The 12462-nt window shown below is 67.7% G+C and carries 12 protein-coding genes; 4 read left to right on the top strand and 8 right to left on the bottom strand.

The annotated features are described in order from the left end of the window. Positions 1-147: 147 nt before the first annotated feature. The 3 genes from metE to pncA all read left to right on the top strand — a co-directional run bounded on the left by metE (position 148) and on the right by pncA (position 3880). Positions 148-2442, top strand: coding sequence for a 5-methyltetrahydropteroyltriglutamate--homocysteine S-methyltransferase (gene metE / locus ACPEH1_RS05950; RefSeq protein WP_423715435.1), 2295 nt, complete (start codon positions 148-150; stop codon positions 2440-2442). A 70-nt stretch (positions 2443-2512) separates the two neighbouring features. Then, on the top strand, positions 2513-3202 hold the full coding sequence (locus ACPEH1_RS05945) for an epoxyqueuosine reductase QueH (protein ID WP_262071741.1): 690 nt from the start codon (positions 2513-2515) through the stop codon (positions 3200-3202). Between the two features lie 51 nt (positions 3203-3253). Further along, positions 3254-3880 (top strand): bifunctional nicotinamidase/pyrazinamidase, encoded by a 627-nt coding sequence (gene pncA, locus ACPEH1_RS05940; RefSeq protein ID WP_166472476.1) that lies wholly within the window; start codon positions 3254-3256, stop codon positions 3878-3880. Between the two features lie 16 nt (positions 3881-3896). Here pncA and ACPEH1_RS05935 read toward each other — a convergent pair whose 3' ends face one another. The 3 genes from ACPEH1_RS05935 to ACPEH1_RS05925 form a co-directional block, all read right to left on the bottom strand. Beyond that, positions 3897-4064 (bottom strand): hypothetical protein, encoded by a 168-nt coding sequence (locus tag ACPEH1_RS05935; protein ID WP_017356870.1) that lies wholly within the window; start codon positions 4062-4064, stop codon positions 3897-3899. A gap of 51 nt (positions 4065-4115) precedes the next feature. Beyond that, positions 4116-4967 (bottom strand): formyltetrahydrofolate deformylase, encoded by an 852-nt coding sequence (gene purU, locus ACPEH1_RS05930; RefSeq protein WP_423715434.1) that lies wholly within the window; start codon positions 4965-4967, stop codon positions 4116-4118. A gap of 73 nt (positions 4968-5040) precedes the next feature. Beyond that, complete coding sequence (locus tag ACPEH1_RS05925) at positions 5041-5310, bottom strand: DUF2798 domain-containing protein (RefSeq protein ID WP_017356872.1); 270 nt, start codon at positions 5308-5310, stop codon at positions 5041-5043. 138 nt (positions 5311-5448) lie between these two features. Here ACPEH1_RS05925 and ACPEH1_RS05920 point away from each other — a divergent pair, with 138 nt between their 5' ends. Continuing rightward, the gene (locus ACPEH1_RS05920) at positions 5449-6375 is read left to right on the top strand and encodes a LysR family transcriptional regulator (RefSeq protein WP_026070901.1); all 927 of its coding nucleotides are present in this window, start codon (positions 5449-5451) and stop codon (positions 6373-6375) included. Positions 6376-6633: 258 nt separating this feature from the next. On the opposite strand, the gene ACPEH1_RS05915 is transcribed toward ACPEH1_RS05920, so the two are convergent. The 5 genes from ACPEH1_RS05915 to ACPEH1_RS05895 form a co-directional block, all read right to left on the bottom strand. Further along, positions 6634-7740 (bottom strand): NADH:flavin oxidoreductase/NADH oxidase, encoded by a 1107-nt coding sequence (locus tag ACPEH1_RS05915; RefSeq protein ID WP_136006629.1) that lies wholly within the window; start codon positions 7738-7740, stop codon positions 6634-6636. Between the two features lie 394 nt (positions 7741-8134). Beyond that, positions 8135-8956 (bottom strand): NAD-dependent protein deacetylase, encoded by an 822-nt coding sequence (locus ACPEH1_RS05910; RefSeq protein ID WP_287248413.1) that lies wholly within the window; start codon positions 8954-8956, stop codon positions 8135-8137. A 41-nt stretch (positions 8957-8997) separates the two neighbouring features. After that, complete coding sequence (locus ACPEH1_RS05905) at positions 8998-9411, bottom strand: acyl-CoA thioesterase (protein WP_017356697.1); 414 nt, start codon at positions 9409-9411, stop codon at positions 8998-9000. A 127-nt stretch (positions 9412-9538) separates the two neighbouring features. Then, positions 9539-10558: a ribonucleotide-diphosphate reductase subunit beta gene (locus tag ACPEH1_RS05900; RefSeq protein ID WP_017356696.1), complete on the bottom strand. Its 1020-nt coding sequence runs from the start codon at positions 10556-10558 to the stop codon at positions 9539-9541. A 202-nt stretch (positions 10559-10760) separates the two neighbouring features. Next, positions 10761-12462, bottom strand: a 1702-nt coding sequence (locus tag ACPEH1_RS05895) for a ribonucleoside-diphosphate reductase subunit alpha (RefSeq protein ID WP_423715433.1), incomplete at its 5' end; no start/stop codon positions are given.

The raw sequence follows: 12462 nt of genomic DNA, 5'->3' as shown, positions 1-12462 counted from the left end.
TGGCGCCGCCCCCGTGCGTCCGCTTCGCGGCATCCGGTTCGCCCGCGGGGGCGAAGGTCGCTGGCGGGGCGGGCACGGCAGCAATGGCGTGGACGGCGCGCGGTTCCTTCGTTCCTCAATGCCCCTACGCAATGAGGACACGTTCCAATGACTACCGTTACCAACCTGGGTTTTCCGCGCATCGGCGCCAAGCGCGAGCTCAAGCGCGCGCTGGAGGCGTACTGGTCCGGCGAGAGCAGCGCGCAATCGCTGCAGGACACCGCCCGCGCGCTGCGCGCCCGCCATTGGCAGCTGCAGCGCGAGGCCGGGGTGGACGTACCGCCGAGCAACGACTTCAGCCTCTACGACCAGGTGCTTGATGCCGCGTTCCTGTTCGACGCGATTCCGGCGCGCTACCGCGCGCTGGCCGATGCCGACCCGCTGGCCGGCTACTTCGCCCTGGCCCGTGGCGTGCAGCGCGATGGCCACGACCTGCACGCGCTTGAAATGACCAAGTGGTTCGACACCAACTACCACTACCTGGTGCCCGAGCTGCAGGCTGGACAGGGCTTCGCACTGCGCGGCGACAAGCCGTTGGCCGAGTATCGCGAAGCCCGCGCGCTGGGCATCCAGACGCGGCCGGTACTGCTGGGCCCGGTGAGCTTCCTGCTGCTGTCCAAGACCGTGGATGGCAGCCCGGCGCTGGATCTGCTGGACGCGCTGCTGCCGGTCTACGTCGAGCTGCTTGGCGCCCTGAAGGACGCCGGCGCCGAGTGGGTGCAGCTGGACGAGCCGCTGCTGGTGCAGGATCTGGACGAGACGGCACGCGCCGCCTACGTGCATGCCTACGCCACGCTGGCCACCGCGCCGCGCCCGAAGGTGCTGCTGGCCACCTACTTCGGCGCGCTGGACGACAACCTCCCGCTGGCGGCCTCTTTGCCCGTCGATGGCCTGCACGTGGACCTGGTGCGCGCACCGGAACAGCTGGATGCGGTGATCAAGGCACTCCCGGCCGGCCGCGTGCTGTCAGCTGGCCTGGTCAACGGCCGCAACATCTGGCGTACCCATCTGGACAACGCGCTGGTGCTGGCGCGCTACGCGCATGGCCACCTGGGCAACCGGCTGTGGCTGTCCCCGTCGTGCTCGCTGCTGCACAGCCCGGTGGACCTCGTGCTGGAAACCAGGCTCGACGATGAGCTGCGCGGCTGGCTGGCCTTCGCACGACAGAAGCTGCAGGAGCTGCGCCTGCTCGCCGACGCCATCGATGGCGCCGCGCATGCCGAGGCCGGGCTGGCCGAGGCACGGGCCCGCATCGAGTCGCGCCGGCAGTCGCCGCGCGTGCACAAGCCGGCCGTCGCCGCGCGTCTGGCCGCGCTGACCCCGGCCGATGCGCAGCGCCACAGCCGCTACCCGCAACGTCACCTGGCGCAGGCGGCCGCCCTCAAGCTGCCGCGCTTCCCCACCACCACCATCGGGTCGTTCCCACAGACCCTGGAGGTGCGTGAAGCGCGTGCGCGCAACAAGTCCGGCAAGCTCTCCGCTGCCGACTACGATGCCTTCCTCGCCACCCAGACCGAACACTGCGTGCGCGTGCAGGAGCAGATCGGGCTGGACGTGCTGGTGCACGGCGAGTTCGAGCGCAACGACATGGTCGAGTACTTCGGCGAGCAGCTCGATGGTTTCGCGTTCACCAGGAGCGGGTGGGTGCAGAGCTACGGTTCGCGCTGCGTGAAACCGCCGGTGATCTACGGCGATGTGACCCGTCCCCAGCCGATGACGGTGCGCTGGTCGCAGTACGCGCAGTCGCTCACCGACCGGCCGATGAAAGGCATGCTGACCGGCCCGGTGACGGTGCTGCAGTGGTCGTTCGTGCGCGATGACCAGTCGCGTGCCGCGACCTGCCGGCAGATCGCGCTGGCCCTGCGCGATGAGGTGCTGGACCTGGAAGCGGCCGGCATCGGTGTGATCCAGATCGACGAACCGGCCATCCGCGAGGGCTTGCCGCTGCGTCGCGCGCAGTGGCGCGAGTACCTGGACTGGGCGGTGGAAGCGTTCCGGATCAGCGCCAGCGGCGTGCGCGACGCGACGCAGATCCACACCCACATGTGCTACTCCGAGTTCAACGACATCATCCATTCGGTCGCCGCAATGGATGCCGACGTGATCTCCATCGAGACCTCGCGGTCGCGCATGGAGCTGCTGGATGCGTTCGTCCGCTTCCAGTACCCCAACGAGATCGGTCCGGGCGTGTACGACATCCATTCGCCGCGCGTGCCGGACAAGGAGGAGATGCTCGCGCTGCTGCGCAAGGCCGCCGAGGTCCTGCGTCCGGAGCAGATCTGGGTCAACCCGGACTGCGGGCTCAAGACACGCGGCTGGAAGGAAACCCGCGCCGCCCTCGACGCGCTGGTGGCCGCCGCGCGCCAGCTGCGCGAGGAAAGCGCCGACGCCAACGCCGCCTGACCCACCGCCACGCCTGGCCCCAAAGACCGCGCCGCCGCCGTTGCCGGCGGGGCGGTCGACGAGACATCGCATGACACTGCCTCACACCCCCCCGATCGACCGCCCCACTCTCACCCTGCCGGGTGGCCACACCAGGCTGCTGCTGCATTCGTGCTGCGCCCCGTGCTCCGGCGAAGTCATGGAGGCGATCACTGCCTCGGGCATCGATTACACGATCTTCTTCTACAACCCCAACATCCACCCGGTGAAGGAGTACGAACTGCGCAAGCAGGAGAACATCCGTTTTGCCGAGAAACACGGCGTGCCGTTCGTCGATGCCGACTACGACACCGACAACTGGTTTTCACGCGCACGCGGCATGGAGAACGAGCCCGAGCGCGGCATCCGCTGCACCATGTGTTTCGACATGCGCTTTGTGCGCACGGCGCTGTACGCGCACGAACACGGCTTCCAGGTGATCAGCAGTTCGCTGGGCATCTCGCGCTGGAAGGACATGAACCAGATCAACGACTGCGGCCACCGCGCCGCCGCGCACTACCCGGGTATCCAGTACTGGGATTACAACTGGCGCAAGGGCGGCGGTGCCGCGCGCATGATCGAGATCAGCAAGCGCGAGCAGTTCTACCAGCAGGAGTACTGTGGCTGCGTGTACTCGCTGCGCGATGCCAACCGCCACCGCCGCGAGAACGGCCGCGAGCGGATCAGAATCGGGGTGCTGTACTACGGCGACGGCACATCGCGACCGGGCGACGACGACTGACCGCCACCGGGGCGTCGGCTAGACTGGACGCCCCGCCTGCGTGATGCTGCCATGAACCGCTTTCCCACCGATGTCGCCCTGATCGTGGTCGATCTGCAGCCGGACTTCATGCCCGGTGGCGCGCTGCCCTGCGAGGACGGCGATGCGATCGTGGCGGACATCGCCGCGCTGCTGGCACAGGGCCGCTATGCCACCGTGGTGGCGACCCAGGACTGGCACCCGGCCGATCATGCGTCGTTTGCCAGCCAGCATCCCGGCCACGCCCCGTTCGAGCAGATTGCCCTGCACGGCCACCCGCAGACGCTGTGGCCGGACCACTGCGTGCAGGGCACGCCCGGCGCCGCATTGCACGCCGGCGTGGACTGGACGCCGGCGGCGATGATCCTGCGCAAGGGACGCAACCGCCACGTCGATTCGTACAGCGCCTTCCAGGAAAACCACGACGCCGATGGCCAGCGGCCACCCACCGGGCTGGCCGGCTGGCTGCGCGAACGCGGTATCGCCGAGGTGCATGTGTGCGGCCTGGCACGCGACTACTGCGTGCTGTGGACCGCACAGGATGCGGCCGCCGCCGGCTTCCGCGTGGGCTATCTGTGGGCGCTGACGCGCCCGGTCAGTGCCGCCAACGACGATGCCACGCGCGCGGCGCTGGCGGCCAGCAGCATCACGCTGCGCTGAGGGGTACGCCGCCGGCTCAGGCCTGTGGCGGCTGCTTGGCGGCGGCCTTGCGCTGGCGCTCGGCTTCCAGCCGTGCATTGCGCTGGAACACCCACACCAGCAACCAGATCGAACCGCCCACCACCACCGCGCATACACCCAGTACGGCCAGCAGCTTCACCCACACCATCGGATCGGTATTCATCGCGCACTCCATTGCAGGACAGGGACCGGAGCATAGCATCGGCCACCGCGATCAGCGGAACACCACCGTGCGGTGTCCATTGCGCAGGATGCGATGCTCGACATGCCGCCGTACCGCGCGCGCCAGCACCTGCGACTCGGTATCGCTGCCCAGCCGCACCAGATCCCGCGGGGTCATCGCGTGGTCCACGCGCGCCACGTCCTGTTCGATGATCGGACCTTCGTCCAGATCGTCGGTCACATAGTGCGCGGTCGCACCGATGATCTTGACCCCGCGTGCGTGCGCCTGGTGGTACGGCTGCGCGCCCTTGAAGCTGGGCAGGAAGCTGTGATGGATGTTGATCGCCTGCCCCGCCAGCGCCTGGCACAGGCGCGGCGACAGGATCTGCATGTACCGCGCCAGTACCACCAGATCGATCTTCTCGCGTTCGACCAGGTCAATGATCTGCTGCTCCTGCACGGCGCGGTTGTCGGCGTTCACCGGCAGGTGGTGGAACGGGACACCGTAGGAGCCGGCGAGAGCGGCGAAGTCGGTGTGGTTGGAGGCCACCGCCGCGATATCCACCTGCAGCTGGCGGCTGTGCGCACGGAACAGCAGGTCGTTGAGGCAATGCCCCTGCCTGCTGACCAGCACCAGCAGCCGTGCCCGACGACGCGCATCGTGCAGTTGCCAGTCCATCGTGAACTCGCTGCCCAGCGTGGCCATGCGCGCTTCCACGTCTGCCAGCGACCTTTCGGCGGCGCGATCGAAATGCACGCGCAGGAAGAACCGGCCGCTCTCCTCGTCGCCGAACTGCTGGGCATCGAGGATGTTGCAGCCCAGCTCGAACAGCAGGCCGGACACGCGGTAGACGATCCCGGTACGGTCCGGGCATGACAGGGTGAGGATGGAATCGGGGCGCATCACGGCAGTGTAAGTGAGCGCCCTCCGTAGCGGGATGGTTGCTCTCAGCTGCAACCATTGGCCTGCGGTGCGTTCAACGCGGCGGATGCACGGTCAGTGCCACCAGCCGCATCACCAGCGGGCGCACCACCAGGATGCAGCAGAACGCAGTGGGCATGGCCAACCGGTACGCACCGAACACGCGGGCGGGATAGTGCGCGTCCAGCCCGGCGTTGGCGGCGGTGATCACCAGGCACATCAGCATCGCCATGATCGAGGCCATGAAGAAGGCGAACACGTAGGGCGTGGAGCGGCTGCCGAGCTTCCAGCGACGGGCCGGCAGGGTCTGCGGGGGGAGCGACATGCGGAGCGATCCGATCAAGGGCAACCGGCGGTTGCGGGACCGGCACGATAGTCAGGGCAGCGGGGGGCCGGTAGACCGCGACGGATTGGCTCTTTATAAAGACAATCTTTGCAATGACCGGCCTTGATTGGCGCCATCATGAACATTCTCCAGTCAATCCGCAGTTTCATCCGGACCGCCGACGCCGGCAGCCTGGCCGCCGCCGCGCGTACGCTCGGGATCAGCCCGGCGGCGGTGGGGCAGAACATTGCGCGGCTGGAAGCCCACCTGGGCGTGCGCCTGTTCAACCGCACCACCCGCACGCTGGCGTTGACCGAACGCGGCGCGCTGTACCTGGCCGAAGTACGCCACATCGAGCGCGATCTGCAGCGGGCGCAGGCTGCCGTGACCGATCCGGAGGCGACCCCGCAGGGCCGCCTGCGCGTGGCCAGTACCGCTGCATTCGGTCGGCACGTGCTGGCCCCGCTGCTGCCGGCCCTGCAGGCGCGCCATCCGCGGCTGGAGATCGAACTGCTGCTCACCGACCGCGCAGTGGACCACGCACGCGAAGACGTGGATGTCAGCTTGCGGATCGAACAGCAACTGGTGGACGGGATCGTGGCGCGGCCCATCGCGCAGGTCCCGTTCGTGGTCTGCGCGGCGCCCTCGTACCTGGCGCAGGCAGGGACCCCGTCCACGCCGGATGCGCTGCGCGACCATCGCTGTCTGGTGTTCCGCTACCCGGTGGACGGGCGCCTGCTGCCGTGGGGCTTCGTGCGCGACGGCATCCGGTTCGACGCCGGGATGCGCCCTGCGCTGGTCTGCGACGACATCGATGCGCTGGCCGCGATGGCGGCCGCAGGCGGCGGCATTGCCCGGTTGGCCGCGTTCGTGGCGGCGCCGTGGCTGTCGCGTGGCGAACTGCAGGTGCTGTTCGCCACCGGCGACGGCGCCCGCACCTCACCCGAGCCGATGCGGCTGTTCCTGTGCGTCAGCGACCGCCGCGACCTCACGCCCAAGGTGCGGGCGTTGATGCAGGCCCTGCTCGATGCGCTGCCCGAGGCCTGGCGGGTGGACACGGTCTAGGGGGCCGGCGCTGCCGGAAGAACCCCGGCAGCGAAGAGTACGGCTGAGCAGTATCGAGCGATGTGTTTCAGTCCCTTCCCCTCACGCATGTCGCGGCAAGCGAGCCGCACGTGCCGTTCTACGCGAGGGGAATTCTCTCGTCTGTGACTCTGATGGCCGACATCAACGTATCGATGGGGAGTGGATTGGACATATGCACTTCCAACCAGATCCGCTGACGCCGCCCTGGACACGTGCGCCCCTGCCGGCCCTCCGGTCTCAGCCCTCCGGCGCGAGAAACACGCCGCGTGCTTCGCGCGGCTCGCAGCGCAGGTACTGCGGTGCCGGGGCGAGTGAGTCGCCCAGGGCGGCGGCGGCGTGCCACGGCCAGCGCGGGTCGTAGAGGATGCCGCGGGCAAGCGCGATGGCGTCGGCGTGGTTGTGGCGCAGGATCGATTCGGCCTGCGACGGATCGGTGATCAGACCCACCGCGATGACGGGCATTTTGACCTTGGCCTTGATCGCCGCCGCAAACGGCACCTGATAGCCCGGCTCCTGCGGGATCTTCTGGCGCGCATCGAGGCCGCCGCTGGAGACGTGCAGGAACTGGCAGCCGCGCATGTCCAGGATCTGGGCCAGGGTGCTGCTCTGCTCGATGTCCCAGCCACCGTCGACCCAATCACTGGCCGAGATGCGCACGCCCACACTGATGCGGTCGGAAACCGCTTCGCGCACGGCGTCGAACACACGCACGAGCAGGCGCATGCGGTTTTCCAGCGAACCGCCGTACGGGTCCTGGCGCTTGTTGCTCAGGGGCGACAGGAACTGGTGCAGCAGGTAGCCGTGCGCGGCATGCAGCTCGATCAGATCCAGCCCGGCGCGCTCGGCGCGGCGCGCGGCGGTGGCGAAGGCCTCGACCACGGCATCGATGCCGGCCTCGTCCAGCGCCTCGGGCACGGGGCCATTGGCCGCGAACGGGAGCGCGGACGGGGCGTGAGTGGTCCAGGCGCGCGGGTCGCTGGCCGGCAGTGCGCCGCCGCCGTCCCACGGCCGCGCCGAGGACGCCTTGCGCCCGGCGTGGGCGAGCTGCACGCCCAGCGGCATCGGCGACCAGCGCTTCACCGCATCAATCACCTTCGTGAGCGCGGCCTCGGTGGCGTCGTCCCACAGGCCCAGGTCGGCCCAGCTGATGCGGCCCTCGGGCAGCACGGCGGTGGCTTCCAGGATCAACAGGCCGGCCCCGGACTGCGACAGCTGGCCCAGGTGGATCTGGTGCCAGTCGTTGGCCAGGCCATCGGTGGAGGAGTACTGGCACATCGGCGCGATGACGATGCGGTTGGACAGCGACAGCGGGCCAAAAGAGACGGGAGAGAAGAGCTGACTCAAGGGGGACTCGGGGGAGGAAGAATGAAACCGGGGCGTTATTGCACTCCGATGTGGGCGTGCAGGCAACCTTGTGTGTGGAACGGTGTGGCCAGCGGGGCTGAGCCCCGCTCTACCAGGGCGGGGGACGGGCGGCTCATTGGGTGGAACGGTGTGGCCAGCGGGGCAGAGCCCCGCTCTACCAGGGCCGGGGGCGGGCGGCTCATTGGATGGAACGGTGCGGCCAGCGGGGCAGAGCCCCGCTCTACCAGGGCGGGGGGCGGGCGGCTCATTGGATGGAATGGTGTGGCCAGCGGGGCAGAGCCCCGCTCTACCAGGGCGGGGGACGGGCGGCTCATTGGATGGAACGGTGTGGCCAGCGGGGCAGAGCCCCGCTCTACCAGGCGGGCCGTGCGCTTCAGGCCGATGCGTTCGCCGGCAGCAGGAATGAGAGGGCGGCCGCGCAGGGCTGCTCCACCTTGAGGGTGAGCAGGTCGTCTGCACGGGTGCGGCCCAGGTTCAGCGCGGCCACCGGCAGGCCCGCGTTGGCGGCGGCCTGCACGAACCGGAAGCCGGAGTAGACCATCAGCGACGAACCCACCACCAGAACGGCGTCGGCCTGCTGCAGGTGGGCGTGCACGGCGGCCACGCGCTCGCGGGGCACGCTCTCGCCGAAGAACACCACGTCGGGCTTGAGGAGGCCGCCACACTGCGCGCAGGCAGGTACCTGGAAGGTGTCGAACGCCACGCCCTCCAGATCGGCGTCGCCGTCCGGGGCCTGCGCTGCGTCCAGGTGCTGCCAGTCGGGGTTGTGTGCCAGCAGGATGTACTGGAACGCCTCGCGCGGAATGCGCGCCTCGCAGCCCATGCAGCGCACCTGGTCCAGCCGGCCGTGCAGGTCGATGACGCCCACGCTGCCGGCGCGCTGGTGCAGCCGGTCCACGTTCTGGGTCAGCAGCACCTCCACCTGCCCGCGCGCCTCCAGCGCCGCCAGCGCGGCGTGGGTGCCGTTGGGCTGGGCCTGGCCGAAGCGGGGCCATCCCGCCAGGCTGCGCGCCCAGTAACGCTGGCGGGTGGACAGCTCACCCATGAAGGCCTGGAAGGTCACCGGCGGGGTGCGCTTCCACTGGCCATCGGCATCGCGGTAGTCGGGGATGCCCGAGTCGGTGCTGCAGCCGGCGCCGGTAAGCACGAACAGGCGCCGGGCGCGGTCGATGAAATCGGCGAGTGCGGGGGTCATGGCGATCAGATGGGGGCGCTGCCGGGCCAGCGCAATTGCCCTCAGGGCCCGGGAATGGGCTCGGGCAGTGCCGGCACGGCGACCGGCTGGCCGGCGTCGTCCAGGGCGATCATCACGAAGTGGCCACGCGTGCAGAGTTTGCGCTCGCCGTTGTGCAGGTCTTCGGCGATCAGCTCCACTTCCACCTTCATCGAGCTGCGGCCCACCTCGACGATGCGGCCGACGGTCTCCACCATCTGTCCGATGCGGATGGGCAGCTTGAAGTCGACCTGGTCCGAGCGGGCGGTGACCACGGTGCGGCGCGAATAGCGCGCGGCGGCAAGGAAGGCGGCCTTGTCCATCCACGCCAGCGCCTGGCCACCGAACAGGGTGCCCATGTGGTTGGTGTGGTTGGGGAAGACGATCTCGGCCATGCGGACTTCGATGGGCGGGACGGTGTCGGGGGAAGCGGTCATGGGGGCGGCCGGTACATGTGGGGTCGCGCGGATGATACGGCAGGCGCAGTGAGCGGGTGGCGGGTACCGCCAAACAGACAGCCCCGGCCAGGCCGGGGCTGTCTGCTTCACGCACGGCAGCGTGGGATCAGAACGACATGTCGAAGGCGACTTCGCCCTTCACGCCAACCTGGTAGGCCGAGGAACGGCGCTCGAAGAAGTTGGTCAGTTCCTGCACGTCCTGCAGTTCCATGAAGCTCAGCGGGTTGCGCACGTTGTACTTCTTTTCCATGCCCAGGCGGTGGAAGTGGTTGTCGGCGCAGTGCTGCAGGTACTGGCGCATGTCGCGGGTGGAAATGCCCGCCACGCCGCCGGAGAGCACGTCTTCGGCGAACTGCACTTCGCATTCGATGGCTTCGGCGAGCATGTCATACACCTGCTGCTTCATCGCATCGTCGAACAGGTCCGGCTCTTCCTCGCGGATCACGTCCACGCATTCAAAGGCGAACTCCATGTGCGCGCTTTCGTCGCGGAAAACCCAGTTGGTACCCGAGGCCAGGCCGTTGAGCAGGCCACGCGAACGGAAGTAGTACACGTAGGCGAATGCAGCAAAGAAGAACAGGCCTTCGATGCACGCCGCGAAGCAGATCTGGTTGAGCAGGAACTGGCGGCGCTCGTCACGGGTCTCGATGCGCTTGAGGTTCTGGATCGAGTCGATCCACTTGAAGCAGAAGTCGGCCTTCTTCTTGATCGAGTCGATGTTCTCCACGGCGTCGAACGCCTTGGCGCGTTCGTCCGGATCGGGCAGATAGTTGTCGAGCAGGGTCAGGTAGAACTGCACGTGCAGCGCTTCTTCGTACAGCTGGCGCGACAGGTACATGCGCGCTTCGGGCGCATTCAGGTGCTGATACAGGTTCAGCACCAGGTTGTTGGACACGATCGAATCGCCGGTGGCGAAGAACGCGACCAGGCGGTGGATCAGGTGGCGCTCGCCCGGCGACATCTTGCCATGCAGGTCGCTGATGTCGATCTGGAAGTTGATCTCTTCCACGGTCCAGGTGTTCTTGATCGCGTTGCGATACATGTCATAGAACTGCGGGTAGCGCATCGGGCGCAGAGTCAGTTCAAAACCGGGATCGAGCAGCATTTGACGGGGCTTGTCGGCCATGAGGGCAGTCCTTGTTTCGGTTGGCGGCGTCCCGGGGGACGCGTCGAAAGACCCGCGCGTGTGCGCGGCGGGCTTCCGGCACGGCAGGCGCCGGAGCGCCTGCGGTGACAGCGGTGTTGGTGGTGTCGATCAGGTTCCGTACCGACCAGCAGCCGGTACCGAGCCGTTGGAATGCCGGCCCTGCTGGGCCGGCACGCCCTTCTTACTGGCACGCCTCGCAGGCTTCCGGGTTCTCCAGCGAGCAGGCCACGGCGTCCACCGGGGTGTAGCTGCTGACAGTGGTCTTGGCGATCTTGGTGGCCGGACGCGAACGCAGGTAGTACGTGGTCTTGATGCCCTGCTTCCAGGCGTACATGTACATGGAGGACATCGCCCCGATGTTCGGGCTTTCCATGAACAGGTTGAGCGAGGCGGACTGGTCGATGAACGCGCCACGGTCGGCGGCCATGTCGATCAGCGAGCGCATCGGCAGTTCCCAGGCGGTGCGGTAGACGTGGCGCAGGGTTTCCGGAATCTGGGCGATGCCCTGGATGGAACCTTCGGCCAGCTTGATCGCATCGCGCATTTCCGGCGTCCAGTGACCCAGCTTCTTCAGCTCGTTGACCAGGTAACGGTTGACCTGCAGGAAGTCGCCGGACAGGGTCTCGCGCTTGAACAGGTTGGACACCTGCGGTTCCACGCACTCGTAGCAGCCGGCGATCGAGGCGATGGTCGCGGTCGGGGCGATGGCGATCATCAGCGAGTTGCGCAGGCCATGTTCCTTGATGCGCTCGCGCAGGGCATCCCAGCGCGCGCTGTCTTCGGGCACCACGTTCCAGGCGTCGAACTGCAGTTCGCCACTGGCCGCACGGGTGTCGGCGAAGGACGGGTGCTTGCCGCGTTCCTGGGCCAGTTCGACCGAGGTTTCCAGTGCGTGGAAGTAGATCGTTTCGGCGATCTTCTTCGACAGCGCGCGGGCTTCGGCACTGTCAAAGGCCAGGCGCTTGCGGAAGAACACGTCCTGCAGGCCCATGCAGCCCAGGCCGACCGGACGCCAGCGCAGGTTGCCGCGGCGTGCCGATTCGATCGGATAGAAGTTCAGATCGATCACGCGGTCGAGCTGACGCACGGCCAGGCGCACGGTGTCGGCCAGCTTCTCGTAGTCGAACTCGCCGTGGGCATCGAAATGGTTGCCCAGGTTGATCGAGCCCAGGTTGCACACCGCGGTTTCTTCGGCCGAGGTGACTTCCAGGATTTCGGTGCACAGGTTGGACAGGTGGATCACGTTGCCCGGACGCAGGGTCTGGTTGCTGGCGCGGTTGCACTTGTCCTTGAAGGTCATCCAGCCGTTGCCGGTCTCGGCCAGGGTACGCATCATCCGCGAGTACAGCTTGCGCGCGGAAATGGTGCGGTTGGCCTTGCCCTGGGCTTCGGCCTGCAGGTAGGCCTGCTCGAAGGCTTCACCGAACAGGTCGGTGAACTCGGGCACCACGCGCGGATCGAACAGCGACCATTCCTGGTCGGCCTCGACGCGCTTCATGAACAGGTCCGGGATCCAGTTGGCCAGATTCAGGTTGTGCGCACGGCGCGATTCGTCGCCGGTGTTGTCGCGCAGCTCGAGGAAGTCCTCGATGTCGGCGTGCCAGGTTTCCAGGTACACACAGGCCGCGCCCTTGCGCTTGCCGCCCTGGTTCACCGCAGCGACCGACGAATCCATCGTCTTGAGCCACGGCACGATGCCGTTGGAGTGGCCGTTGGTCGACTTGATCAGCGAACCGCGCGAACGCACGCGGGTGTAGCTGACGCCGATGCCGCCGGAGAACTTGGACAGCTGGGCGATGTCGCCGTACTTGGAGTAGATCGCCTCCAGCGAATCCTGCGGCGTATCCAGCAGGAGGCACGAGGCGAGCTGCTCGGGGGGGGTG

It is taken from the genome of Stenotrophomonas sp. NPDC077421 (assembly GCF_049545505.1).
In the GTDB taxonomy this organism is placed as follows: domain Bacteria; phylum Pseudomonadota; class Gammaproteobacteria; order Xanthomonadales; family Xanthomonadaceae; genus Stenotrophomonas; species Stenotrophomonas nematodicola.
Note: the sequence above shows the minus strand (reverse complement) of the source record. Positions and strands in the feature narration are given on the sequence as shown.

Excerpts from the sequence above, each read along its gene's own strand:
- metE (WP_423715435.1), top strand. The coding sequence starts at position 148 with ATGACTACCGTTACCAACCTGGGTTTTCCGCGCATCGGCGCCAAGCGC.
- ACPEH1_RS05945 (WP_262071741.1), top strand. The coding sequence starts at position 2,513 with ATGACACTGCCTCACACCCCCCCGATCGACCGCCCCACTCTCACCCTG.
- pncA (WP_166472476.1), top strand. The coding sequence starts at position 3,254 with ATGAACCGCTTTCCCACCGATGTCGCCCTGATCGTGGTCGATCTGCAG.
- ACPEH1_RS05935 (WP_017356870.1), bottom strand. The coding sequence starts at position 4,064 with ATGAATACCGATCCGATGGTGTGGGTGAAGCTGCTGGCCGTACTGGGT.
- purU (WP_423715434.1), bottom strand. The coding sequence starts at position 4,967 with ATGCGCCCCGATTCCATCCTCACCCTGTCATGCCCGGACCGTACCGGG.
- ACPEH1_RS05925 (WP_017356872.1), bottom strand. The coding sequence starts at position 5,310 with ATGTCGCTCCCCCCGCAGACCCTGCCGGCCCGTCGCTGGAAGCTCGGC.
- ACPEH1_RS05920 (WP_026070901.1), top strand. The coding sequence starts at position 5,449 with ATGAACATTCTCCAGTCAATCCGCAGTTTCATCCGGACCGCCGACGCC.
- ACPEH1_RS05910 (WP_287248413.1), bottom strand. The coding sequence starts at position 8,956 with ATGACCCCCGCACTCGCCGATTTCATCGACCGCGCCCGGCGCCTGTTC.
- ACPEH1_RS05905 (WP_017356697.1), bottom strand. The coding sequence starts at position 9,411 with ATGACCGCTTCCCCCGACACCGTCCCGCCCATCGAAGTCCGCATGGCC.
- ACPEH1_RS05900 (WP_017356696.1), bottom strand. The coding sequence starts at position 10,558 with ATGGCCGACAAGCCCCGTCAAATGCTGCTCGATCCCGGTTTTGAACTG.